Origin of the sequence: Falsihalocynthiibacter arcticus (assembly GCF_000812665.2) — a bacterium.
In the GTDB taxonomy this organism is placed as follows: domain Bacteria; phylum Pseudomonadota; class Alphaproteobacteria; order Rhodobacterales; family Rhodobacteraceae; genus Falsihalocynthiibacter; species Falsihalocynthiibacter arcticus.
In genome coordinates, this window is sequence record NZ_CP014327.1 from 1,932,120 (window position 1) to 1,955,767 (window position 23,648).

The 23,648-nt window shown below is 52.9% G+C and carries 24 protein-coding genes and 1 pseudogene; 12 read left to right on the plus strand and 13 right to left on the minus strand.

Annotation, left to right across the window (positions count from 1 at the left end; all coding sequences use genetic code 11):
- Positions 1–456 precede the first annotated feature (456 nt).
- The 4 genes and pseudogenes from RC74_RS09595 to cobU form a co-directional block, all read right to left on the minus strand.
- Positions 457–1,101, minus strand: a pseudogene (locus RC74_RS09595) (magnesium chelatase domain-containing protein); the annotation flags it as partial.
- An 88-nt stretch (positions 1,102–1,189) separates the two neighbouring features.
- Positions 1,190–2,062, minus strand: a complete 873-nt coding sequence (locus RC74_RS09600; RefSeq protein WP_039001379.1) for a glutathione S-transferase — start codon at positions 2,060–2,062, stop codon at positions 1,190–1,192.
- 58 nt (positions 2,063–2,120) lie between these two features.
- Positions 2,121–2,693 carry a histidine phosphatase family protein gene (locus tag RC74_RS09605; RefSeq protein ID WP_039001378.1) on the minus strand — a complete coding sequence of 191 codons (573 nt, stop codon included), beginning with the start codon at positions 2,691–2,693 and terminating at the stop codon, positions 2,121–2,123.
- Positions 2,690–3,220, minus strand: coding sequence for a bifunctional adenosylcobinamide kinase/adenosylcobinamide-phosphate guanylyltransferase (gene cobU, locus RC74_RS09610; RefSeq protein ID WP_039001377.1), 531 nt, complete (start codon positions 3,218–3,220; stop codon positions 2,690–2,692). Before cobU ends, RC74_RS09605 begins: the two co-directional genes overlap by 4 nt.
- A 114-nt stretch (positions 3,221–3,334) precedes the next feature.
- Between cobU and coaBC the strand changes: the two genes are divergently transcribed.
- From coaBC to RC74_RS09630, 4 genes are read left to right on the plus strand one after another with little or no spacing between them, the layout of a single operon-like run.
- Positions 3,335–4,528, plus strand: a complete 1,194-nt coding sequence (gene coaBC / locus RC74_RS09615; protein WP_039001376.1) for a bifunctional phosphopantothenoylcysteine decarboxylase/phosphopantothenate--cysteine ligase CoaBC — start codon at positions 3,335–3,337, stop codon at positions 4,526–4,528.
- A gap of 18 nt (positions 4,529–4,546) precedes the next feature.
- On the plus strand, positions 4,547–5,020 hold the full coding sequence (dut, locus tag RC74_RS09620; protein WP_039001375.1) for a dUTP diphosphatase: 474 nt from the start codon (positions 4,547–4,549) through the stop codon (positions 5,018–5,020).
- Positions 5,017–6,060, plus strand: coding sequence for a HesA/MoeB/ThiF family protein (locus tag RC74_RS09625; protein WP_039001374.1), 1,044 nt, complete (start codon positions 5,017–5,019; stop codon positions 6,058–6,060). The genes dut and RC74_RS09625 overlap by 4 nt, the downstream gene beginning before the upstream one ends.
- A gap of 54 nt (positions 6,061–6,114) precedes the next feature.
- A complete protein-coding gene (locus tag RC74_RS09630) occupies positions 6,115–8,133 on the plus strand; it encodes a M3 family metallopeptidase (RefSeq protein WP_039001373.1) in 2,019 nt (672 codons plus the stop codon).
- Positions 8,134–8,144: 11 nt separating this feature from the next.
- Here RC74_RS09630 and RC74_RS09635 read toward each other — a convergent pair whose 3' ends face one another.
- A complete protein-coding gene (locus RC74_RS09635; protein ID WP_039001372.1) occupies positions 8,145–8,651 on the minus strand; it encodes an SH3 domain-containing protein in 507 nt (168 codons plus the stop codon).
- Positions 8,652–8,764: 113 nt separating this feature from the next.
- On the opposite strand from RC74_RS09635, the gene RC74_RS09640 reads away from it, so the two are divergent.
- Both RC74_RS09640 and RC74_RS22115 read left to right on the plus strand, forming a co-directional pair.
- Positions 8,765–9,751 carry a 2-hydroxyacid dehydrogenase gene (locus RC74_RS09640; protein WP_039001371.1) on the plus strand — a complete coding sequence of 329 codons (987 nt, stop codon included), beginning with the start codon at positions 8,765–8,767 and terminating at the stop codon, positions 9,749–9,751.
- Positions 9,752–9,841: 90 nt separating this feature from the next.
- Positions 9,842–10,306, plus strand: a complete 465-nt coding sequence (locus RC74_RS22115) for a hypothetical protein (RefSeq protein WP_039001370.1) — start codon at positions 9,842–9,844, stop codon at positions 10,304–10,306.
- Between the two features lie 48 nt (positions 10,307–10,354).
- Here RC74_RS22115 and RC74_RS09650 read toward each other — a convergent pair whose 3' ends face one another.
- Complete coding sequence (locus RC74_RS09650) at positions 10,355–11,698, minus strand: SAM-dependent methyltransferase (protein WP_082802233.1); 1,344 nt, start codon at positions 11,696–11,698, stop codon at positions 10,355–10,357.
- Between the two features lie 447 nt (positions 11,699–12,145).
- On the opposite strand from RC74_RS09650, the gene RC74_RS09655 reads away from it, so the two are divergent.
- The 4 genes from RC74_RS09655 (at position 12,146) to RC74_RS09670 (ending at position 15,129) form a co-directional block, all read left to right on the plus strand.
- Positions 12,146–13,051, plus strand: coding sequence for a universal stress protein (locus RC74_RS09655; protein ID WP_169798726.1), 906 nt, complete (start codon positions 12,146–12,148; stop codon positions 13,049–13,051).
- A gap of 107 nt (positions 13,052–13,158) precedes the next feature.
- Positions 13,159–14,097 carry a hypothetical protein gene (locus RC74_RS09660; RefSeq protein WP_039001368.1) on the plus strand — a complete coding sequence of 313 codons (939 nt, stop codon included), beginning with the start codon at positions 13,159–13,161 and terminating at the stop codon, positions 14,095–14,097.
- A complete protein-coding gene (locus tag RC74_RS09665; RefSeq protein WP_218918122.1) occupies positions 14,049–14,714 on the plus strand; it encodes a GH36-type glycosyl hydrolase domain-containing protein in 666 nt (221 codons plus the stop codon). Before RC74_RS09660 ends, RC74_RS09665 begins: the two co-directional genes overlap by 49 nt.
- Positions 14,715–14,919: 205 nt before the next feature.
- Positions 14,920–15,129 carry a hypothetical protein gene (locus RC74_RS09670; RefSeq protein ID WP_039001366.1) on the plus strand — a complete coding sequence of 70 codons (210 nt, stop codon included), beginning with the start codon at positions 14,920–14,922 and terminating at the stop codon, positions 15,127–15,129.
- Positions 15,130–15,216: 87 nt separating this feature from the next.
- Here the strand turns inward: RC74_RS09670 and RC74_RS09675 are convergent, their stop codons facing one another.
- Positions 15,217–16,101 (minus strand): helix-hairpin-helix domain-containing protein, encoded by an 885-nt coding sequence (locus tag RC74_RS09675; protein WP_052274729.1) that lies wholly within the window; start codon positions 16,099–16,101, stop codon positions 15,217–15,219.
- Between the two features lie 671 nt (positions 16,102–16,772).
- Here RC74_RS09675 and RC74_RS09685 point away from each other — a divergent pair.
- Together RC74_RS09685 and RC74_RS09690 are read left to right on the plus strand one after the other, a co-directional pair.
- Positions 16,773–17,927, plus strand: coding sequence for a helix-turn-helix transcriptional regulator (locus RC74_RS09685; protein WP_039001364.1), 1,155 nt, complete (start codon positions 16,773–16,775; stop codon positions 17,925–17,927).
- Positions 17,928–18,020: 93 nt separating this feature from the next.
- Positions 18,021–19,301 (plus strand): hypothetical protein, encoded by a 1,281-nt coding sequence (locus tag RC74_RS09690; RefSeq protein ID WP_039001363.1) that lies wholly within the window; start codon positions 18,021–18,023, stop codon positions 19,299–19,301.
- A gap of 46 nt (positions 19,302–19,347) precedes the next feature.
- Here the strand turns inward: RC74_RS09690 and csgH are convergent, their stop codons facing one another.
- The 6 genes from csgH to RC74_RS09730 all read right to left on the minus strand — a co-directional run bounded on the left by csgH (position 19,348) and on the right by RC74_RS09730 (position 23,561).
- Entirely contained in the window at positions 19,348–19,692 is a 345-nt protein-coding gene (csgH, locus tag RC74_RS09695) for a curli-like amyloid fiber formation chaperone CsgH (protein ID WP_156477435.1), read from the minus strand.
- A gap of 305 nt (positions 19,693–19,997) precedes the next feature.
- Entirely contained in the window at positions 19,998–20,372 is a 375-nt protein-coding gene (locus RC74_RS23735) for a hypothetical protein (RefSeq protein ID WP_039001361.1), read from the minus strand.
- Between the two features lie 180 nt (positions 20,373–20,552).
- The gene (locus tag RC74_RS09705) at positions 20,553–20,921 is read right to left on the minus strand and encodes a hypothetical protein (RefSeq protein ID WP_039001360.1); all 369 of its coding nucleotides are present in this window, start codon (positions 20,919–20,921) and stop codon (positions 20,553–20,555) included.
- Positions 20,922–21,759: 838 nt separating this feature from the next.
- Positions 21,760–22,122 (minus strand): hypothetical protein, encoded by a 363-nt coding sequence (locus RC74_RS09720; RefSeq protein ID WP_039001357.1) that lies wholly within the window; start codon positions 22,120–22,122, stop codon positions 21,760–21,762.
- Positions 22,123–22,152: 30 nt separating this feature from the next.
- The gene (locus RC74_RS09725) at positions 22,153–23,007 is read right to left on the minus strand and encodes a universal stress protein (RefSeq protein WP_052274728.1); all 855 of its coding nucleotides are present in this window, start codon (positions 23,005–23,007) and stop codon (positions 22,153–22,155) included.
- Positions 23,008–23,123: 116 nt separating this feature from the next.
- On the minus strand, positions 23,124–23,561 hold the full coding sequence (locus RC74_RS09730) for a host attachment protein (RefSeq protein WP_039001356.1): 438 nt from the start codon (positions 23,559–23,561) through the stop codon (positions 23,124–23,126).
- Positions 23,562–23,648 lie beyond the last annotated feature (87 nt).

Sequence of the window (23,648 nt, forward strand, 5' to 3'; positions counted from 1 at the left end):
ATGTCCTTTGTCGTTGTTCAGCTTCGAGGTGGCACTTAGCGGTATCTCAAAAATTGCAGGATATCGTCTAGATGTGCCAGAAATCATTCGTTGCTGAACGGTAAATTGTACCGCGAGACAATGCTCAGGTTGAACATTGCTTTTACTTTTCTTTGCCGCCTCAGGAACAAACTGAGGCATATCGCAGCGACGTCACAAAATAAATGACAGAAATGCGCAAGTTGCACTGCGACGACAAGAGGCTTGGCCAATGGCATTGTTAGGGCTGTTCGTGTGACTTTGCAAAGTTCACTATCTGCGCATAACGGACATCGGTGCGAGGTGCAGCGAACGGCAGCTCTCCGCCCATAGTGTCGGATGCTGCACTTGAAAATGAAGTCCGCTTGCCGCTGGTGTTGCTCTTGCATCAAGTCGAATAGACGATCAGTGTTCAAAACGGTGAAGTTTAATAGTTTACAATATTAACGTGTGGTGACGCCCTGCCGCTGCGATTTCCAGCGCGCGTTTGGCGCGTTCTTGGCCTTTGACATCCCGCATGTCTTTTAGAGCGGGGGAATGTGTGGATTGTCCGGGCTCTGCGGCCGTTAGGAGTGTTTTTCCCGTGAAATGCTGAACCAAAGCCGTAAGGTTTGTCGCGCCAAGGGCGCGGGTTGTACTGACCCATGCCGCCTCGGAGGCACATGAAATTGGACACAAAAGGTCTTTGTCTTCGGCCGCTGCTGTTAGGGCCGCAGGCAGGGAGCCATTCACATAGGCAAGGGTGCCATCCAGTGAAAGTTCTCCAATAGAAACATAGTCTTGTGCTGTGTCTTGAGGGATAATATCCAGCGCGGCGAGGAGGGCGATTGCAATCGGGAGATCGTAATGCGGCCCTGATTTTGGCAGGTCAGCAGGTGTGAGATTAATGGTGATCCGCTTGGACGGAAGGGCCACAGACATCGCCGTAAGCGCCGCGCGAATCCGCTCTCCGGCTTCGGACACGGACTTTCCAGGAAGGCCGACAATTGAGAAAGCGGGCAGGCCGGGTGCAAGGGAGCATTGGACTTCGACCAGTCGCGCGTCGATACCTTCAAATGCAACTGTGTAAGTGCGCGCGACCATTTTATCCACCTTAACAAGTGTTAACTCTCCTTTAGGACTACGATGATCATAGTTTACGAAGAGTTAACGCATGTTCGGATGCGACCTTTTAGTCCGCCAAAAGTGCCATAAATGCTGGCCATGCTGCGGGGTCTATAACCGTTTTACCGCGGCAAAACGCATTGCAGAACCCAAAGATACGACCCTCAATTTTTGCAAAATGGGTTACAGGTTTTCCAGAATAGGGGCACATGGCGTTTTCTGAGGGGCCGTGCTCAATGGTTTCGGCGGCCTGCGATGAGGCATGTGGCCAATCCTGTAATGCAAAATCGCGTTTATAGAAGGGTTGATCGGGGCCATCGACCATGCCCATTGCCCGCCAGCGGCGAAAGGCAGGGTCACTCAAATGTGCATCGACATAGGCCTGTGCATAGGGTGAAACTTTGAGTCCATAGCCCACAATGCGCGCGGCAATTGGCGCATAGAACACGTCGGCGGCGCTATATTCTCCACAGAGCCATGGTGTTTCGCTTAAGGTTTCCTCGCGGGCGCGATCCCAGATGACTTCAAGTCGGCGAAGGTCTTTTTCGACGGCCTCGGAGGGTACAAAATCACTATAGGAAACACGCATGTTCATCGGGCAAGCGTCGCGAAGCGCGCCAAATCCGGCGTGCATTTCCGCGGCTAAACTGCGCGCGATGGCGCGATGCGTTGGGTTGCTCGGCCATATCTTGGCTTCTGGGTGGCGGCTAGCGAGTTCTTCGGCAATGGTGAGGGACTCGGAAATAACCACGCCATCGGGCGTTTTTACCGTTGGTACCAGCCGCGCGGGCGCGAATTCTTTTAGCATCTTTGGGAAGGCGTCTGAATAGAGACGCGCGAACCGAGTTTGCACAGGAATGTTAAATTTTTCAAAGAGCAGCCATCCCCTGAGGGACCAACTGGAGTAGGCGCGATCGCCCAATGCAAGTAAATATGTCATGCCAAAACTGTAGCTAGAATTCCGCGGTTCACGAAGCGAATTAATGGAATAATTGGTATCACATAATTTGATTGATGCTGGTCGCCCGCCAGCCTTCGTCAAACGAAAGGCAACTCAGGGAAAGGTTGTCTATTTTCTGCGCAAAAACTTCGGTCGTGCTGACGCCGAGAGCGCGTTGGACCTGACAGAGGATGGCTCCAAAATGGGCGACGATGATGATGTCGGGTTCTGGACGCGCCAGAAGCCGGTCTGCGGCAGCATCGACACGTTGGCGTAAATCATTCCAGCTTTCTCCCGCAGGGGCGGCGTTTTCACCGGGCTGGTCCCAAAAGAGTTTGAGCGCGTCAGGATCTCGCGCGTTGGCGTGATCAAACGTGAGGTTTTCCCAGTCTCCGAAATGAATTTCGCGCAGGTCTGGATCGGGCTCAAGGAGCGGCCGCGTCTGTGAAAGCATCTTGGCTGTGCCAATTGCGCGCTGCAACGTGGATGAAATAATTGGTGCTTGTGTGGGAAGAGTCATGGAAAGGCGCGCGAAGGCTGCTTGGTCAGACAGGTCCGCTGGAATGTCGCTCCAGCCAACCATCGATTTTGCATGCGTCGGCGCGTGACGCACCCACCATAGGCGCTTCACGTGACCTCCGGCTTGGTGCCTTTAAGTGTGAGTGGCAGGCCCGCGACGACCAAAGCCGCGTAATCTGACTGCGCTGCTAGCTGTTGATTTAAACGCCCTTGGGCCTCGCGAAATCTCCTCGAAAGTGCCTCAGCGGGCACGATTCCCGCACCGACCTCGTTGCTGACAATAACAACCGGAACGGCGCAGGATTTGAGCGCAAAAAGGAGGTTCTCCAGCGCTTCCTCGACGTTTCTGTCCGCTAGAAGCAGGTTAGAAAGCCAAAGAGTCGCGCAGTCGAAAAGGATTGCCGACTCTGGCTGCGCCTCCAAAAAAACGGGCGCAATATCCATCGGCCGCTCTATGGTGTCCCAGCCCTCGCCTCGCATGATTTGATGGCGCGATATCTTGTTTTCCATTTCGGAATCAAAGGATTGCGCCGTCGCGAGATAGGTTCGTGTTCCCGCGTGCACAGCGAAAAGACTCTCGGCATAGGCCGACTTCCCTGAGGCAGCCCCTCCCAAAATAAAGCTCAATTTAGGCAGCATAACAATTTCCCCTATTCCTAGAATGGGTCTAGCAAACTATTTGGCGTAGGTTAAGGGTGGCAATTGGAGCGTTTGCGCACTAGCAATAAGGTAGGTTGAGTAAAAGGGCCGATCATGCTGGCACAAAAACGGGTTCTCTTAATTATTGGCGGCGGCATTGCGGCTTATAAGTCTTTGGATTTAATCCGAAAGCTCCGTGAGCGCGGAGCGTCGGTGACCGCTGTCCTCACCAAGTCGGCCGCGGAATTTGTGACGCCGCTTTCCATATCCGCCTTGTCGGGTAATAAGGTTTATCAAGATTTGTTTAACCTTACCGATGAAGCGGAAATGGGGCACATTGAGCTTTCCCGTGCGTCAGATTTGATCGTTGTCGCACCAGCCACCGCAGACTTGATGGCCAAATCCGCGACAGGAATCGCCAATGATCTCGCGAGCACGCTCCTTTTGGCGACGGATACAGATGTTCTATACGCGCCCTCAATGAACGTTCGGATGTGGGATCACCCCGCCACACAGCGCAATATTGCGCAAGTTATTGCGGATGGCGGCACTGTGGTTGGCCCGAACGAGGGCGATATGGCGTGCGGAGAATTTGGGTTTGGCCGTATGGCAGAGCCACTTGAAATTGTCGCTGCTATCGAAGCAAAATTGGCCGTTGGCCCCCTAAAGGGGAAGCGTATTCTTGTGACTTCGGGACCCACGCACGAGCCCATTGATCCGGTGCGCTATATTGCCAACCGCTCGTCCGGTGCGCAAGGAACGGCAATTGCCGCAGCGTTGGTCCATCTTGGTGCCGATGTTGTATTTGTGACAGGTCCAGCGGATATTGCGCCTCCTGCGGGCGTGGAAGTTGTAAAAGTGCAATCCGCCCGCGAGATGATGGCCGCGGTTCAGCGCGTCCTTCCCGTGGATGCTGCGGTCTTTGCGGCGGCGGTTGCGGATTGGCATGTTGAAAATGCGCGGGCCTCCAAAATGAAGAAAACCAAAGATGGAATGCCTGACCTTAAATTTGCGGAAAATCCCGATATTCTTGCGACGGTCTGTGCAAGCGTTAAGCGGCCCCGATTGGTCGTTGGCTTCGCCGCGGAAACCGATGACGTTGTCGCAAACGCTACGGCCAAACGTTTGCGCAAGGGATGTGATTGGATACTCGCCAACGATGTTTCGCCCGAAACGGGCATTATGGGTGGCAGTGAAAATGCGGTTAGCTTTGTGACGGAGGAGGGCGCGCAGGCTTGGCCGCGTATGAGCAAAACCGAAGTCGCCAAGAAACTGGCTGGATTGATCGCACAGACATTAAATTCATAAAATGCGAGTGTTTTGAAAATGGAACAGACCAGAATTTCCCTGAAATTTGTCGAGGGCGCGGATCAGGCCATAGCTTTACCAAGTTATGAAACCAGCGGTTCTGCTGGGGCGGATGTGCGGGCTAATTTCCCTGCCGAACAACGTGACGGGCTTGTGCTGCGCCCTAATCAACGGGCTCTGATACCGGCAGGTTTTTCCATGGAGATTCCTAAGGGTTTTGAGGTTCAAATTAGGCCACGCTCAGGACTTGCGCTCAAACATGGGATCACGCTTTTAAACACTCCGGGGACGATTGATTCGGATTATCGCGGTCCGTTAGGCCTGATTGTCGTAAACTTTGGCGACACGGATTACCTTATTTCTCACGGAGACCGGATTGCTCAAATGGTTGTGGCTCCCGTAATTCAAGCGTCGTTTTCCCTAACAGAAACCCTTTCGAAAACCAAGCGTGGGGCTGGTGGTTTCGGCTCAACGGGAAAGCGTGACGGATGATCTTTCCGCTCTTTCTAATGGCGGCAATTTGGTTCGGGGGGGGCTATTTAAAAGCACCGCGCAGCTTACTTGGATTGTTGATATTCTGTATATACGGGGTCGGCTTACTGGCCCATTTTGCCTTGCCGGAAGGAAACGCGCTGCGCGGATATTTTGGCCAGTTTTGGGGGGAATGGGCGCTTGTTGGAATGCTCATCGGTAGTGTTTTTGGTTTTCAAAGGTGGATTCTCTGGTTGCGGCACAAAGTGGCGGAAAATGCGGAAACCTTGGGCCCTAATGCGATATTTCGGGATGTTGAAATTGATCGGTATTCCCGCCACATCTTTCTGCGCGAGATCGGCGGTGCTGGGCAAAAACGCCTAAAAGACGCGAAGGTTTTGGTCATTGGTGCTGGCGGATTGGGAGCGCCTGTTTTGCAATATTTGGCGGCGGCTGGGGTGGGGGCAATTGGAATCGTCGACGATGACGTTGTGGATAATTCAAACCTTCAGCGCCAAGTGATCCACAAAGACGCCAGCATTGATATGCCCAAGGTCTTTTCCGCTGAGCAAGAGCTTCGTGCGCAAAACCCTTTCGTGGAAATTCGACCATATTTCAGACGTTTAGATCGAGAAGGCGCTGTCGAATTATTTGCGGAATACGATGTGATTATGGACGGCACTGACAATTTTGAGACTCGGTATATGGTGAATGAGGTCGCAGTTCTCCTCCGGAAGCCCCTTATTTCGGCGGCTATGACGCAATGGGAAGGCCAGATTTCACTCTATGATCCTGCGCGTGGTGGCCCTTGCTATCAATGCGTTTTTCCCGAAATCCCGTCGCCGGGTTTGGTCCCCAGCTGTGCAGAGGCTGGAGTCGTAGGACCGTTACCGGGCGTCATTGGTTCCCTGATGGCGCTAGAAGCCGTAAAGGAAATTACTGGTGCCGGCGAGGGGTTGCGAGGGCAGTTGTTGATGTATGATGGGCTTTATGCGCAAGCGCGCAAAATTTCTGTAAAACGACGCAAAGATTGTCCGGTTTGCGGCGAGAATCCGCATTGATAGGGTGGTGATCCGCGGCCTTCGTGACTAGCTTATGGTCAAAGGAGACATTCTATGACCAACCCGTTACTCGCTGCTTGGGACACACCCTTCAAACTCCCACCTTTTGCTGAAATTTCTGATGACGATTTTGAGCCGGCGGTTCGGGAGGCCATGGCGCAAGCGCGGGCCGCGATTGCGGCGATTTCAGAAAATCCAGACTCGCCGACTTTCGCCAACACGATAGATACGCTTGAGCAGGCGGATGAAAACCTTGGCCGTGTTTTAAGTGTTTTCTATAACCTCGCGGGGGCTGATAGTTCTGAAACACGCGAAAAATTACAGCGCGTATTTTCCCCGCTATTGGCAGAATATTCCAGCGATATCAGTATGAACGCGGCCTTGTTCGCGCGGATAGACTCCGTGTGGAACAATCGTAAATCCTTTGATTTGACCGATGAGCAGTTGCGTGTTTTGGAACTTACTCGGCGCGGATTTGTGCGCTCTGGAGCACAGCTATCGGGCGACGCACGCGACCAACATCGCGCAGTGAAGGCGCGCCTTGCGGTTTTGGGGACGGAGTTTTCACAGAACCTTTTGGCCGATGAGCGCGACTGGTTTCTGCCGCTATCAGACGATGATTTGGCGGGATTGCCCGAATTTGTGGTCGCCACAGCGCGGGCCGCAGGCGTTGAAAAAAAGGCCAACGGACCTGTCGTAACCCTTTCACGCTCGCTGATCGTGCCTTTCCTGCAGTTCTCGGAACGTCGAGATTTGCGCCAACTCGCCTATGAAGCTTGGGTTGCGCGGGGCGCGAATGGCGGAAAGACGGATAATCGTAAAATCACAAGCGAGACGCTCAAACTGCGCGAAACGCGGGCACAATTGTTGGGTTATGACAATTTCGCAGCCTATAAGCTTGAAACGGAAATGGCGAAAACACCAGAAGCCGTGCGAGAATTATTGATGTCGGTTTGGGATAAGGCCAAACCCGCCGCAGAGGCCGACGCGGCTATTCTTGAAAGCATGATGCTTAAGGATGGAGTGAATGGCCCGCTTGAGGCTTGGGATTGGCGCTATTATTCGGAAAAACGTCGTTTGGCGGAGCATGATTTGGATGAGGCGGAATTAAAACCCTATTTCCAACTGGACCGGATGATTGAGGCGTCGTTTGATTGCGCGTATCGACTGTTTGGCCTTGAGGCCAAACCATTGAACGTTCCACTCTATCATCCCGATTGCCGTGCGTGGGAAATCAGCCGGAATGGCGTGCATGTGGCGGTGTTCATTGGGGATTATTTTGCACGAGGCTCTAAACGGTCTGGCGCGTGGTGTTCGGCGATGCGCAGTCAGAAAAAACTGGGCGGGGAGGTGCGCCCGATTGTGGTGAACGTGTGTAATTTTGCCAAACCTTCGGCGGGCGAGCCTGCGCTTTTGTCCTATGATGATGCACGCACACTTTTCCACGAATTTGGCCACGCGCTGCACCAAATGTTGTCGGATGTGACCTACGAAAGTGTTTCGGGAACCTCCGTTTCGCGCGACTTTGTTGAGTTGCCGAGCCAGTTGTTTGAGCATTGGCTTGAAGTACCCGAAGTTTTGGAAAAACACGCGCTTCATGCGGTGACGGGCGCGCCCATTCCGCGTGCGTTACTTGACCGACTGTTGGCGGCACAGACCTACAATATGGGGTTCTCGACCGTGGAATATGTGGCCTCGGCCCTCGTGGATTTGGACTTCCACAACGGGGATGCTCCGGTGGACACAATGGCGCGTCAGGATGAGATTTTGGCCAGTATTGGCATGCCGCATGCCATTCGAATGCGCCATGCGACGCCCGGGTTTGCGCATGTGTTTTCCGGTGACGGATATTCTAGTGCCTATTACAGTTACATGTGGTCCGAAGTCATGGATGCGGATGCGTTTTTGGCCTTTGAGGAAGCGGGAGACCCCTTTGATTCAGAAACAGCTAAGCGGTTGGAGAAATTCATTCTTTCCACAGGTGGGTCACAGGATTCAGAAGAGTTGTATCTTCAATTCAGGGGCCGGATGCCAAAGGTAGATGCCCTTTTGAAGGGGCGTGGATTGGCCTGAAATCTACCCGTTTAATCGCGAATTTCACCCACTCCGACGCCCCAATAATTCGACTTTGGCGCCCACCCTTTGTAGCCATCTGCATTGAGTTCGCACCAGTCGGGATTACAGTCTTGAAGGCGGGCAATTACGCCCGCTTTTAATTCCGCCGTCGGAAGGGCGTTGTCTTTGGGATGGCTGAGAAGTTTGGTCAGGTCTTTGGTGATCACCACGGTGCGCACCCCCGAAAGCAGGGTGAAATGCACCCAGCCCCCAACGCCGTCCATGTCCCGCACGCGGCGCCAATGTCCGAATTCGGCGGTAATTTCCAGCGGCATGTTGCGGTGCTTATAAACCCAGTCAATTCGGTGAGTCAGGCTGGGCCCACGGCGCACATTGGCCTCCGAGGCTTTCATCGACACGAATCGCGGAATTGGTAGATTTGTGACGGCCCCGCGTGTTTCGGCAAAAGACGAAGGCGTCATGGACGCAAAAAGGAGCGCCGACAGGAGGGCCCGAACAAAGTTTTTGGAACGCATTTTGCGATTGCCTGACTTATTTTCTGCTTCTGTGCGTCGAGTTCTTGTGCCCGATCGTCAACTCGGCCACCATAGTCTTGAGAGCTGGAAAAGAAAAGAAAAGGGAGCGCACCATGCCCGCTAAACGTCTAAGTGTTGTCGTAACGCGACGGTTGCCTGCAGTTGTCGAAGCACGCCTCAAGGAGCTTTTTGAGACAACATTGCGGGTCGATGATACCCCGATGAGCCGTGAGGAACTCTTGGCGGCGATGCAGCATGCGGATGTTTTGGTACCTACGGTTACCGACAAGATTGACGCCGCGATGCTGGCAACGGCTGGCGCGCAGTTGCGCCTCATTGCGAACTACGGCGCCGGGGTTGATCATATTGATGTCGCTACGGCGCGTCAGCGCGGAATCCTTGTTTCCAACACGCCCGGTGTGGTTTCCGAAGACACTGCCGACATCGCGATGATGCTCATTCTTGCCGTTACGCGCCGAATCCCCGAGGGTCTTCGTGTGATGCAGGAAGGCGGTTGGCGCGGATGGACACCGACGGCGATGTTGGGCGGACGGATTGCGGGCAAGAAGCTTGGGATATTGGGTATGGGGCAAAATGGCCGTGCGGTTGCGCGACGTGCGGCAGCCTTTGGAATGGAGATACATTACAACAATCGCAAACGGTTGCATCCCGAGGTCGAAGCCGAGCTTGGCGCGACATGGTGGGAGAGTTTGGACCAGATGGTTGCGCGCGTTGATGTCCTTTCGATCAATTGTCCGCATACGCCCAGCACGTTTCATTTGATGAATGCGCGGCGGTTGAAATTGATGAAACCGACGGCGGTGATCGTCAATACGTCCCGTGGTGAAGTGATCGACGAGAACGCTTTGACGCGGATGTTGCGCGCGGGCGAGATTGCGGGGGCGGGCCTTGATGTGTTTGAGGACGGAGCGAACATTAACCCTCGTTTGCGCGCCCTCGATAACGTCGCTTTGTTACCGCATGTTGGATCGGCGACGCGGGAGGGGCGGATCGAAATGGGCGAGAAAGTTATGATCAATATCAAAACATTTGCCGACGGTCATCGCCCACCGGACCTCGTTGTGCCCAATATTTTCTAGCGCCCGTCTGTTGATTTAGCATAAGATACCGTTGGTCGTGGTGAGCGGCTAGGGGGTTGCCGTGCTTCGCGCCAGCGAACGCCAATTTGATTGAATACCCCTTTTACCACCGAGATTTATGCCGGATACTATGACCGCTCCTTTATAATAGGGACGCAATGTCGGCAATTTTTAGCCGTTGGACACGCTTCTCCAAAGGCAATTGATCTGCGTCAATCGAACTTTGGTGTTTCGGTGAAATCTTACCTAACGTTTCTGTCACGTTCTTTTGGTAAGCGAGAGGTGAAACCGATGGACTACAAATATATTCAACCACACATCCAAAAGCTACAATCGGGCAACAGCGTTCCTCATCCATTGGCGAGGGACCTCGCGCCCGAGATGCCAAGCCAGCTTAGCGAATATGTTGATATCCTTGGGCCCTTCCCAAAGCAAAGCCTTGAGGCCCTGACCGATCTTGGGTTGTCTGACGCCGAGATCGCGCGTTACCACATGATCCCTCGGCGCTGTGTTTCGGAGCTTCGCACTATCTGGCATATTCACGGTCACGCCTAATTGCCGACCTGATACCGGCCACGCAGTACAGTGCGTGGCCGGTATAATTTACGGTGCAGCTCCTTTATGCGGTGTGATCGCGGGTCTGCGTTTGCGATTTGGCGGTGCCGGAATGCCCGATAGGGTGACGAGATCAGGTTTTCGTTTTTTTCTGACAAGGGGCGAAAGCGTTTGGTCTGGGCGCAAATAAAGATAGTCGCGGGTAAGGGGGACCGCGTCAATTTTACGGGACAGTTGAAACTGATATACGGCTTGATACCCATGCCGAAATGTCTGTTCGCTGGCGGCGAGGTAAAAGCGCCACATCCGCACAAATTGGTCATCATAAATGTTGCGAGCCACGTCTTGGTTTTGGATGAAACGGTCGTACCATTGACGCAAAGTATAGGCATAGTGCAGGCGCCAGCACTCAATATCTGTGGCCCACAACTGCGCTTTTTCGACTGCCGCCATTGTCTCCGAGACCGAAGGAACATAGCCGCCGGGGAAAATATGTTTGGCAATCCAGGGGTTTGTGTCCTTTGACGCGCGTGACCAACCGATTGTGTGTACTAAGGCGATCCCCTCGGGGGATAGGCGGTTGCGAAGAGTGGTGAAATACTCGTCGAAGTGGCGCAATCCAACGTGCTCAAACATTCCAACAGAGACGATCCTGTCAAAATACTCCTCGATATTGCGATAGTCGCACAGGCGGATTTCAACGCGATCCGAAAGCCCTGCCTGTTTTGCGCGCTCTGTTGCAAAGGCGTGCTGTTCTTTGGACAGTGTGATGCCAACAACATTTGCGCCATAATCCTGCGCCAAGGTCATCGCCATCCCACCCCAGCCACAACCGATATCCAAAACGCGCATGCCCGGTTCGATCAGTAACTTGCGGGTGATGTGGTCAATTTTTTGCGCTTGCGCTTGCTCCAATGTGTCGGACTTTTCCTTGAAATAGGCGCAGGAATACTGGCGGCTTTCGTCGAGAAAGAGATCATAAAGTTGCCCTGAAAGGTCATAGTGGTGCGCTACATTGCGGCGCGCCTGTGGCACCATATTATTCTGTTTCAAACCACGCAAAATTGCTCGCATTTTTATCACAGGCTTTTGCCACCAAACGCGATCCGCCCCAGCGGGATCGACGTTAAGAACCAGCATCGCCAAAAAGGATTGTAAGTCGTCGCCATCAATTGTTAGCGACCCATTCGTATAAGCTTCCCCAAGAGCCAATTCCGGGCTGAGGGCCAACTTGCGGACCGTGGCCATGTTGTGAATGCGCACCAAAATGGGTTTGCCAGTCGCATCGCCATAGATGCGTTTTTCGCCGTCGGGCATCACAATATGTAGCGAGCCATTCTGCAATAATGGTTGCAGCATCTGGTCAAATGAATATTTCCAAAACCAATCCATTCCGGGGCACCTTTGTTAAGAAATCAAAGACTTGAAAGGCAGGTCGCGTGGTGGGTTTTGCTCCCCGCTTGGCGGTTTGAGTATACGAAGCCCTCTCCAAAATGTAGCATCCGCGCCACCGTCAGAATTGATACAAATCAACTTTGGCAACCGTAAAAACGGACTTGCCCTTCAGTCTAGGCTGCCAGATCGCAAAACGGGGAGCATAGCTAAGTTCATTGAACCCCAAAGTTTTGCCTCGGCTAATAAATGCTGATCCAGCGCCAGATTGATTTGCCTCAACTGTGGCACCATTTTTTCGCCGACAACGGAGGAGATAGGTGCCTTGCGCCGGAGGGATTCATCTGGATTGCGCCATAATAGCACCGCCGATAGGCCCGCTGATCCTCCTCAGGAATTGCTTCTGTCTCGATGTCAGAAAACCTGTATCCAAAGGAAATCGCGAAAATGGCCACGAATCCACACTTCACCCGTTCTCCTTCACAGGCGCCCGAAAGCCACAAAGGGTGTGACGTCATGATTTTTCTGGAGGGTGCACACGTGGAAACCTCCGCGCCGTTCCATGCCCAAAAGGTCGCAAATGCGTTTTCTGGCAAAGTCGTACTTGTGCATATTATGGCGGACCCTCACGACGGGAAGGGCCCGATTGATCCCGTGGATTGGGATATCAAAAAACAAAAAACCATGAAGGATCTTGCTGAACGTGCTCGCCCCTTTGCAGGGGAGGATGGGCCAGAATGCGAAGTAAAACTGCTTGAAGGGCAGTGTATCGGTCAAGTTTCGGATTTTGTGGACCATCGGCAAGGGGGCATCGCCGCCGCATTGCGGTCAACGGATGGCCTTGGCTGGCAATCGAGTGATACCGCTTGCGGTGTTTTGTTGTCGCAAAGTGCGGCAATTCTTATGATCCCTGCCCGCGCGAAAGGGGGGCAAGACAGGCGCTATCGCCGAATTCTGGTGCCCCTAGATGGATCGGTCCGCGCAGAGGCCGCCCTCCCGAAGGCTGTTTTGTTGGCTAAAGCGGAAAACGCCGAACTTTTGTTGTGTTATGTCGTCCCGAGCGTGGGTTTGACCGCGTTTGGCGTCAAAGATAAAAAGTCTGAAAAATCGCATGAAATGGTGGCAATCAAGAATGAGCAGGCAGGTAAAAGACATCTCGGCAGCATCAAGAAAAGCCTCGCACACAACGGTCTGAAAGTATCCACATGCATTGTTCACGTCGGTGATGTACGGCGCGCCATCCTGAGTTTTGTGTCTGAGAAGGCCGTTGATTTTCTGGTCATGGCGACGCACGGACAAAGCGGACACGGCGATGTTGCCACTGGAGATGTCGCCCGTTTCATTTTGGACTGAGCGGAAATTCCGGTGTTGATGGTACGCCACAAACACACTCGAGATAATGTCCATGCGTTCAATACGGTGTCGTCCAAGGGGGGGCGGCAACCTGTGGGTACGGACGGATGAATGCCGCCGAAAAAGCGTCACTTGGTATTAATCGGACCCCGATAAACTATGCGATTGATACGGGGCCTCGGGCGTTGCTGCGGCATCATGTTGGCTATTGGCTCATAGGGGACGGGTTGCCCGCATTGGAAGCTGCAATTGAGTATCGCCCGCCCCTCATTTCTGCATTTCAGCGCCAATTGTCCGGATTTAGGGGTGCGCTCTATGCTCTGGGGCTCTCGCTGCTTGTGGTGGCCTCCTTAATGGTGTCGGTCGTCTATTTGTGGGTCAATGGCGCAACGTGGGGTCAATGGATTATCGGTGTCGCGGCAACGTTGTTGCCCGCCACAATCCCAAGCGTGTGGGTCGGGCATTGGCTTATCACCCGTCTGAGCCGCCCCAAGCCGCTCCCTGAACTGGACTTTTCAAAAGCCATTCCGTCAGGATTTTCCACGGCCATAATGCTTCCTGTAATTGTCGCGTCTGAGGTCGAGGGGATTGCCGAAAAGCTGGAGATATTGCGCCTCGCCAATCCCGATCCGGCCCTCACCTTTGTGGTGCTGTTAGATCCGGTCGACGCGCCGACACAAACAATGCCCGACGACCCCCTGATCGAAATCGCATTTCAAAGCCGGATCGCGGCGCTCAATCTCCGGTATGGAAAACAGGGCAAAGCCCCTTTCATTTTGCTGCACAGGGCACGTCAGCACAATCCATCCAAAGGCTGCTGGATGGCGTGGGAACGCAAGCGCGGCAAGCTTGAGGAGTTTAACCGTTTTGTGTTGGGGGAGGGTGTTGATGCTTTCAACGTGGTTGCCGGTCCCGTCGAAAGCCTGCGCGGTCTGCGCTATGCGATCACGCTTGACGCAGACACCCAATTACCACCAGGGTACCACATCGCGTCTCATTGGAATTATTGCGCACCCCCTTGGCGTGGTTCCAAATCGCCACCGTGACCGCGTTTGCTCCTGTGGCCCAGAAAGGAGGGCAGGAAGAGGACGTTGTTCGCTGGCGTGTGCATACTTTGGGTTTGGAAAACTCACTGTCCACGCAGGCATGGGATGGAGATTGGTATAGGCGCGCTTTTGATGATGAGGGTTTGCCTTGGGGGGCGTCCGAAAATGAGGAATGTCGGATTGATTTGATCGCTCAGGCATGGTCGGTTTTATCGGGTCTCCCTGCGGATGCGCGTGCGCTCAAGGCGTTGACTTCGGCAGGTGAGAACCTTGTCGATGTCCCAAACCGGCTTATCCTCCTGCTTACCCCACCCTTTGACAAAACCGACCGTGATCCGGGATATATTCGCGCCTATCCACCGGGTATTCGGGAGAACGGGGGGCAATACACGCATGCGGCGGTCTGGCTTGGCTTGGCCTATGTGGCGATCAATGAGGCGACCTCGCGCATCAGGTTTTCGACATTATCAACCCCATTCGACGCGCCACAATCCAGCAAGCGGCAGACCTCTATCTGCGCGAGCCCTATGCGCTGGCGGGGGATGGGTCGGGCGTGGGCGCTCAAACGGGACAGGGCGCGCCGCAGTCGTACTCGAGTGCGACAATGGCCGCCATGAAGTGGTCATCGAGAACCCCGATCACATCAGTCACGGGCAAGGGTCGTTTTGTGTTGATGGCAGCGCCGCGACACAATGCAACGGTGGCCTACCCGGGGCGGGGGCATACACGAAACGTAGTCTTACTCCTGAAATAGAACCCCAAGCGCGCATCCGTATTTTTGTGTCCAACCCCAGGACCCACACGGACACATGGCGGCCCAGAATGGATTTTCTAGGCCGCCAGCAAAGACCGATGAAGGGCGCGGTGTCAGGGCAGGGACGGGGGGGCGGCCTCCATGGTCTAACTGGGGTGTTGATTAAATCGGAACTGGTTCAAAATACGGGGCGCTTTGGGTGCAAATCACACCTTAATGTGCCCTTGCAAATGGCTGTGCCTTTTACGTCCACGCTGTCGTTTATTCTGTTTTCGTAGAAACGGTTTGTTTTTCAATTGTGCTTAATTGAAGAGATAATGGCACAAAGTCGGGAGAAGCGATTGATTTGCATCAATCTCTGCGCGTCATCTGGATTCCGCTTCACAAGGATAAAACGCGTCGCAGGCAGCCTCTCGACCTCGAATGACGCGCTTTCCTTTTAGAGGGCCGCGATGCTCGGTGACCACAGTACATTGCCCTTGGACGCGTTTTTCTTGTTCGAAATAAACCACAACCCAATCGCGCGTCCGCTGGAAATTTTGTGCCGCAGGTGTGTTGGAAAAGATGGCGGTCAAATGCCATTTGTTGCGCTCAGTATGGAGGATTGGGAGGTTTAACGACCCCGAAGCGTGAATTCGACGTGACGAAAGCGTCGGCATTTGGTCGATCGCCGCTCTGTAGGCGCGATCAATCTCAAAGATATCAACAACGGAGGGCTGTTTTTCAAGCGCCTTGTGCAGCGTCGGCCGACGCCGAGAGAGGATTTCAGTTAACGCATGTGAAATGGCATTAACCCGCCGCTCGCCTACGCCTTTAAGCGCCAAGAGGCGACCGTCCATAGTGGCCTTCTCCAGCGCCTCCAGCGTATCAATATTCAGTTGGGAATGGATGGATTTTGCGAGACGCCGGCCAATCAAAGGGATCGTTTGAAAGAGCTTTTCTGGGCCATTGTTCCCGCGCAACCTATCTATCAAGTTAAGATTTCCAGTTTCGTGCAGTTCGACAATTGCTTTTGCGACGGGAGCCGCAACGTTGGGAAACGCATCCGGACTAGCCCTCTCCATAATAGATTGAAGAGGTTGCGCTAAGTCCGCGACATAATGTGCGGCCTCTCGATAGGCCCGCACGCGAAACAGCGATGCGCATTGTTGATCCAGCAAATCGGCGACTTCGTTGAGCCGCGCTGCAACAAAACGATTTTCGTTCAAAGTCTCGCTTAAGTGATCCTGTCGTTGGATGAATGCAGACATTTAGGCGGCCTCTCTTTTGCCGATGATACCATTCGACGCGGTGTGGCGTATGGGCGGGTACGTTCAAATCGTTGTGGATTTAAGAGTAACGAAAGGATCAGCATGCCGATTGATATGTCTCAACCGGCGCGATTAATTCTCGGGCTTGGAATTGCCTCAGAATCGATTGAGTGTCTCTGTGTTTGATTCCTGCGAAAAAGCGCGCGTAGTGCCTTGGCGCGTCGAAATTCAAAAAAAAGAGTGGTGCGTGTGCAGGCATCTAGACGATTTGGTTGACTCAAATCAATTCGACCGCGTCAGAATAGGGCAGTTAAATAAGGTGCTTCAACCAAGGGAGGGGAATCCATTTTGGTTTGAAGGGGATTTGGATTGTACTGGGGTGATTGGGAAAGGGGGATTAGGGAAAACGTGTTTCGGGCCAAGGGACGTTCGAACCGAAATCAACTTTTCATACAGTAACCACAAAGAAAACCTGCGGCGTTTTTCATTGCTTGCACGTTGGTGGTTTTGATATGTGCCCATGAATCCAACTATTTGACAGATGTAGGAGCTTGCGGCTTTACGCGCAAGTCTGGGGGAAATCTCGCGTACGATCGATAGCAATGTTTTCAGAAACATCATTTTTTGCGTGTCGAGCGACATTTCTAAATGTTCAAAAAGTGGAATGTATTGTGAAAAATTTAGTTCTAAACACGTCTGATACACTCGAACGCATTTACGATTCGGCGCTTCGAAACACGCTCTTAGATACGATTTTGGATGTCGTTTCTCATTTCTTGCCAGGGACGGCGGTTGTGTTGTTCGGACAGGATACTGTGCGTCTGCCGGGAAATTTCATGTTGCACAAGGGGCTGGGGACGAATGCTGTCGTGGCGTCGATGGCGAACTTGGCGGTTGATAATCCGTGGTTTGAGCGCCAGTGGCACCAGCGGCTCGGAGAGATATACCAAGACGGTGAACTCATGTCGCGAGAGGAGCAAATCGCTTCACGTGGATTGACCATATGGAATGCGACGATGGGGGCAATGGTCCACGCGTCAGGGATCGTCCTTCATCGACAGCGCACCCGACAGCTGGTTTTGGAAATTCGGTTTCCAGAAACAACAGACGCGAAATCACGGCGCGACGCGACGGCCCTGCTGGAATCTTTAGGGCCGCATCTCGTGCGGGCGGCAAAAATTATGTACCTCAAAAGCCGCTTTCCGTTGAGCACACAAATGGCCAATGATGTACTTGAGCTGTTTCCTTTTCCGGTTCTGATTGTTGACACGGAATGCCGCGTTCGCAGTATGAATGAGCGCGCCGAACTTTTGGCCAACAGGATGGATACATTTTTCATTAGTGCCGACAGCATCTTTCATGCCACCAATTTGGACGCCGAGTTGGAGTTTCGAGCCATGGTGAACCGGATGGGAGCCGGAGTTCAGCACAGCACCGAACTGTTTTCCCTGCCCAATGCCGAAAAGTCACAACAGATCTTTCTTTCGTTAACCAAACTCGGAGCGAACTCGACGCAGCGCCTAAACTCGCGTAACGTGTATGAAAAGCAAGGTGCTCGCTTGGCTCTGATTATTCAGGATACAACGGAGGCGCTTAAACTAAGTCACAGCGCACTTTGGAATGCATTCAAACTGACCAATGCCGAAGCCGAATTGGCCTCGCTGTTGTTGGAGGGGTGCACAATCGGGGACTGTGCGCAAAAGCAGAGTTTGGCGAAACAAACGCTGCGCAATCACCTCGGTTCTATAATGAAGAAAACCAAGACGAACCGGCAACCACAACTCGTTGCGTTATTGACTCGATTGGCACTCACGACGACACTCTAGAGGTAGATAGCCTCTCGCAGGCGTCACTTTGGGCCCATCGTATTACGGGGGGGCTTGGTGATGGCATGTGACCTGATACTGTAGGAGTGATCGTTGAAATCCCAATTTTTCGTCCTCGCGATGATCTGTTCTGGCTCCGTGGCCCATTCTCAAACCTTTGATCAAGACCTCCTGAGTCCCTTTTCAGCGCTTGGAAGCGGCGTGACGTTTGGGTTTGCGGATATGTCCCAATCGGACGAATTCAACGTGACGGGCCCCAGTGTAGGGTTCGGACTTGCTGCTAAAATCGACAGTGACGACGTTGCACCGTTTTATTTGGAGTGGAGTGGATCGTGGGCGTGGGGGTCGAACTTCACGTCTAGCACCGAAATGCAGGGATCCGATGCCTACGTTTATGCGCCCAGAAGAAGCCCCGTGGGCACAATCGACCTCTCCACCGAGATCAGTGCCACTGGCCCCACCGCGGCGGCGGCGGTGCAAATCACAGATAATTCAGGGGATACGGCGACCATTTTCAGTTCTGCATTTTCGCCTTTCGGAACCGGAAACTCCGTGGCGCAGTTTGCCACAACGATGACGGATGCGGGCGGTATTTATGCGGCATTAACCACAGACGGCGAGGCGATCACCGCCACGTCCTATGGGGGAATGTTTGACTCGACGGGCGTTTCGTTCATGGGGACGGGCAATGAAAGCAACACCACGACCATCACGACCACGGTTGAGGACAATATCAAATTTTCCAATCAGGTGCTTTACCTGAGTAAGCGTTTTTCACTGGATGAGAACTGGATTTTGTCGCCCAAAATCGGGCCGAACTATCGTAGTTTTGATCGCAGCAATACAACGCGCACGACCATTAATATTGACGGAAATCGCGGATCGGATTCCTCCATTCCGACAGTAACAATGGAAGATAACTGGAAGCTAAACGGGAAATACTATGGTGCCGTTTTGGGGGCGGGCCTCACGCGAAAAATAAACGACGCTTGGAGCATCAATTTTGGGGCGGAAGCTGGACTGACAAAGTTCAATGCCAAATCTGAAACGATGGAGCTGGTGAATTTCGCGGGATCTGCTTCGGCCATTCCCGGCGAGCGCAAATCCTTGAATGGCACCTCACGCGTTGGCCGGTTAACTGGTGCATTAACCCATGTTGCCGAGAACGGCGCGATTATCGTTTTTGGTGGTTATTTGGATTACATGTCGGATGTTCCGTATTTACAATTTGAGACGGTTGGCAGTCCTAACATAACCACGGCAGGATCATCCGTCGGCTTGTCAGGGAACGGCGATACCTATCGCACACATTCGATCCAAAAAAAGAAGATGATCGGCTCGGGTCTCAATCTGAGTATAGTTTTTCTCTTTTAACCTCCCTTAAAACTCTGAAAGCCCGACCTGATTGTCACAGTCCGGGCTAGTCTAGCGTGGTATCGCAGGCGGCCTCGTTTCCGCCTGAGCGAACTGACAATCGCGCCAGATAGCGATCTCCGGCCAAGGCATTGACGATGACCATTCCGACAATCTTTCGCTCGTCCGGTGCGACGTCAAACAAGCCACTTTGCGCAATGTTGGAGCGGCCACTTACTCCCTGTTTTGTAACGACAAAACTGTAACTCCCCGCGGCCTTGTCCCCCGACCAGACCACGCCACGGAGTTGAAGATTCTGCGACACCGTTTTGGTTGTTATCTCACAGTGGAGTTTCCCAGAGGAACTCTCTGTCTGTACCTCTCCCAAGGCCGATTTTTCTGTTTGGCTCATGGCGTTTGCCCTTTGTATCATGCAAAGTGTCGATACGCCGATAACCAAAAAAAGAACCAGCGCCTTGTGCCACGAAGGGTGACGAGCGCCGTTAATATCCAAAACTGATACGGGCATCTTCTCTGCTCCCCTTTTTACGGGATAATTTGGTTCCTGGGTTAACGAGGCGCAACGATTTTTTGCACTGTAATTCGCTCGCCCAGGTAACTCATAACTTGTCCGCCGGTTGAAGTTTTACCGACGCGGTCTACCGATCACCTCGTTTGTGAGCACAAAATGCCTAGAGAAATGATCAAATTGACCTGCTAGTTGTTGATTCCGAATTCTAGCGTCGTCGTTGCGCCACCACTCCCCCATGTTTGAGAGTATGTAGAAAACGAACCGGTATATCGTGGTGCGGAGAATTGAAAACTTCCGTACCCCTGATAATTTCCATTCTGGTTTACGCTTCTGCTAAAATTATCCCCAACTTGGGCGATGGATGCTGAGTTCCAGCGTCCGTTCTGACCAATGGACGCACTGTTATTATCTCCAACCTGAGTTGTGTGTGCATCATTGTCACCAGCTTGTGTTGTTGTAGCTTCGTTGTTGTCTCCGGTCTGATTTGTGTCTGACGTGTTTTGTCCAAATACGGAGAGTGGGGCGCTTATCAGCGCCGCAGTGATAAAGATCCTGAGCATCGTCAATCCTCCCTTTTTTCAAAGAAATAAAATTTGTGGTTAGCCTGACTTGAACAGTTCTCTTTAGAAAGCCTGACTACCTAACAAAAAATTTTAAAGAGATCCGATTCGGCATGGCAAACGTGTTTGTATAGGGTCACACGGGGCGGCATTTTTAATGCCGCCCCTGCATTTTAATGGTTAGTGTGGCGAAACGCCGTCCACTTGAATTGTATTGGAGCCGTTGCCCACACCAACTTGATTGGTGTTGGAATAGTGACCTGTACCAAATTGGCTGGTTCCCGCAGCATTTAGATGACCAGCTTGAGTCGTAACCGAGCCATTCCATCCGCCGACTTGCAATGTGCCAGAAAAGTTTCCGGAACCGTTTTGACCAGTGAAGGCGCCATTGGCAAGACCGTACTGACCTGTCATCGCGAGGTTAGCCCCAGCCTGCATTGTGGTTTGGTTGTTGAAAAATCCGCCCTGATCGACGATTGAGATGTTCTGTGCGTAAGCTGCGCCTGACAGAAGTGCGGAAACAGCGACGGTTGCAAAAATCTTTTTCATAATTTCCTCCATAGAGTTGATAATTAAGGTGTTGAACTTGGTATGCGTTGCGGGTTCCTCCCCGATCTGCCTCATAAATTTAGCTTGGAAAACGGCGGGAATCCCGTTGGAAAGTGCCACGAAAATCTACATTTTTTCTATATAATTCAAATGCCTATACTTCGAATTAGCCAATTGTCCCTTCTTGGGATCAATTGCGGAGGAAATGGCGAAAACGGCTGGCCAAACAAGCAAACGGTCCACAAAATATACGTGTCTACCGCGCGGTCAACATTTTGGGGCAAAATTGGATTTTTGTACCCATCAGCTAGTATAAACGTACTGGGTTTTTCGTTCGAAATGACCCGAACCACGCGCATAAAAACCCTCTAGCAAGGGAGCGACAAAACTACCGGGTTCGAAACTTGCCCTTTGTAAGAATCATATCCCAGTGCCTTCAAGGGTGGCCACCGACCCACTGCGCCTCTGATTGGGATTACTGACCGGGGATGGTCATAGGCAGCCAACAGAAAAACCCGTTCCGTTTGTCCAAAGAGGAAACGGAGCTGTCGGAAGTGCCGATGGCAGGAAAGAGTGTGATTGGGAGGTTGGGGAGGACGCCCGAAGCAAATAAGCTGAACGACTTTGACCGCGCTTCACACAGGAATAGGCCTTGTGACATATCCGCGAACGCGCCGCCGCTCCCCTATTGAACGGCCAATTAAGGAGGCAGGCCTCTTGCGAGCGTGTATGTCAAAGACCCAACATTGGGGTTCACCCAAGATTTGCACAATGAGTGCAGGTCTTTTCACGGCGATTGATGCTCAGAACATGAATTGGGTTTTTCGAGGGGTCATCCCTATTTGAGGGTCATTGCCAGTCGCATTGTCGCGGCAAGGACCGCCTGCGCCAAAATGGGGGATCGGCCCGTGGTCATCGGTGCCTCGCCCTGCGGATCATTTTCGCGCAATGTGCAGGTCCAATGGCCGTCTTTGTCATTCGTTGGTCCCTGGGAATTTATGGACCAGTCGGGAAAGGCGTCATCCGCAATACGCATCGCCTCATCCGTGGTACCAATGCGTTCTGCTAGCCTAATATCCGTGTCAACGGCGTCCGGTAAAAGATAGGCCATCCCATGCGCCACACCATCGAAATCGGCTACGGTGAGATCGGTTTGCGTCTCAAGTTCCTTGATGAGAATGTCTAATTCAGGGTCTTTCATCGGTGGGTCGCCTTTCGTGCGCGGGTTGCATCAATGGCTCAGGAGGACGGCACAATCTTGTTGTTCAATTAGGGTTTTCGTCGTACCGCCCAAAATCTCCTCGCGCAGGCGCGAATGGTCGTAGGCCCCCATGACAATCAGGTCTGCCCCAGCTTCTTTGGCCCGTTTGAGAAGAACGGTTCCGACGGGTTCCCCGCCGCTTGGATATTGCATGATGGTAATATTGCACCCTTGGTGGCTGAGCCAACGCGCGACGTCAGAGCCGGGGTTTTCACCGTCGCGCAACTGATTGGTCATCGGATCGAAAATTGCGACGGTCACGTTCTTGGCGGCCCGCAGGATCGGAAGGGCAGTCCGAATGGCGCGCGCAGCGGGAAGCCCAACTTTCCACGCGACGAAAACTGTTTCGGGTTGCAAGGAGGACGCTTTCCCTGTCCCATTGAGCAATACACCCGTTGGCGCTTGAAAAAGGGTAACACGGAGCAACCCCTTAAAGAGATCGCTGTCCTGTCGTAATTCATTGGCAAAAACCATCAGGTCGCAAGCCATCGCCCGACGGGCTACAGTGTCGGGCAATGTGACCGCTTCGCCGCTCACTATACTCACATCCGCACTCACCCCTTGTGTCGCGAGGTACTCTTCAATCTGTAGGCGCGTTTGGTCCAGTTCGGCATTTGTTTTGTCGACTTCGCCATGCCAATCATAGGCAATGGATTGTCCGCTAAACGCTCCAACCTCGTAGGTATAAAGGGGAATTGGCGGAACCGCTCCTAACACCAACACACTCAGATGCAGGTTATGCTCCCTTGCGGGGTCGGTGAGCGGTTTGAGATCGACAGGCGAGGCCGACCTACCAACCACCACGAGGAGTGTGGCGTTTTTCATAGTGGCATTCCTTATATTCGGATTGCTTTTATCATGCCGTTTCACAGGATTGAGGCGTTGATCTAAATCAACTGTTACAGGCTTGATCATACTTGGAAAATGGCCGCCCTTTCGCTTTATGCGGCAATGATATTTTCAAGATGTTTGGATAGGTCTTTGGGCGCGATTTTTGTGAGGTCTTTGTCCACCGCCCCCATTACCGTTTCTTTGATGGTGTCTGGCAAGGCTGCACGTAATAACCCGAGCATATGTGGCGCTGCTACAAGGATCAGCCGATCAAAACTCCGGTCGCGATACCCATGGGCCAGTTGGGCGGCAATGAAGGTTGCAAATTTGGCCTGCGCCAAGGCGGCAGGATCGCGCCGAGTTTTTGCCGCATTAGCATGCCCATGGCTGCTGTGGCCCATACCCGCTGCGTCACTATATTCTAGGGGCGGATCGGCGTGCCATGTCTTGCCAGCCTCACTGACAAACCCTTTTCCCGGGCCGTTGTTTTTCATAACATGCGCGATCTCAGCATTTGCAAGAACGGCCCAAGTCACGACGGGTTTCATGGCAGGTCTCCTACTCCTCATTTCCCTCTGACCATATCGCTGCGGAGGTTTCCGTTTATGACATGGATCAACCGTCGTTTCGATATG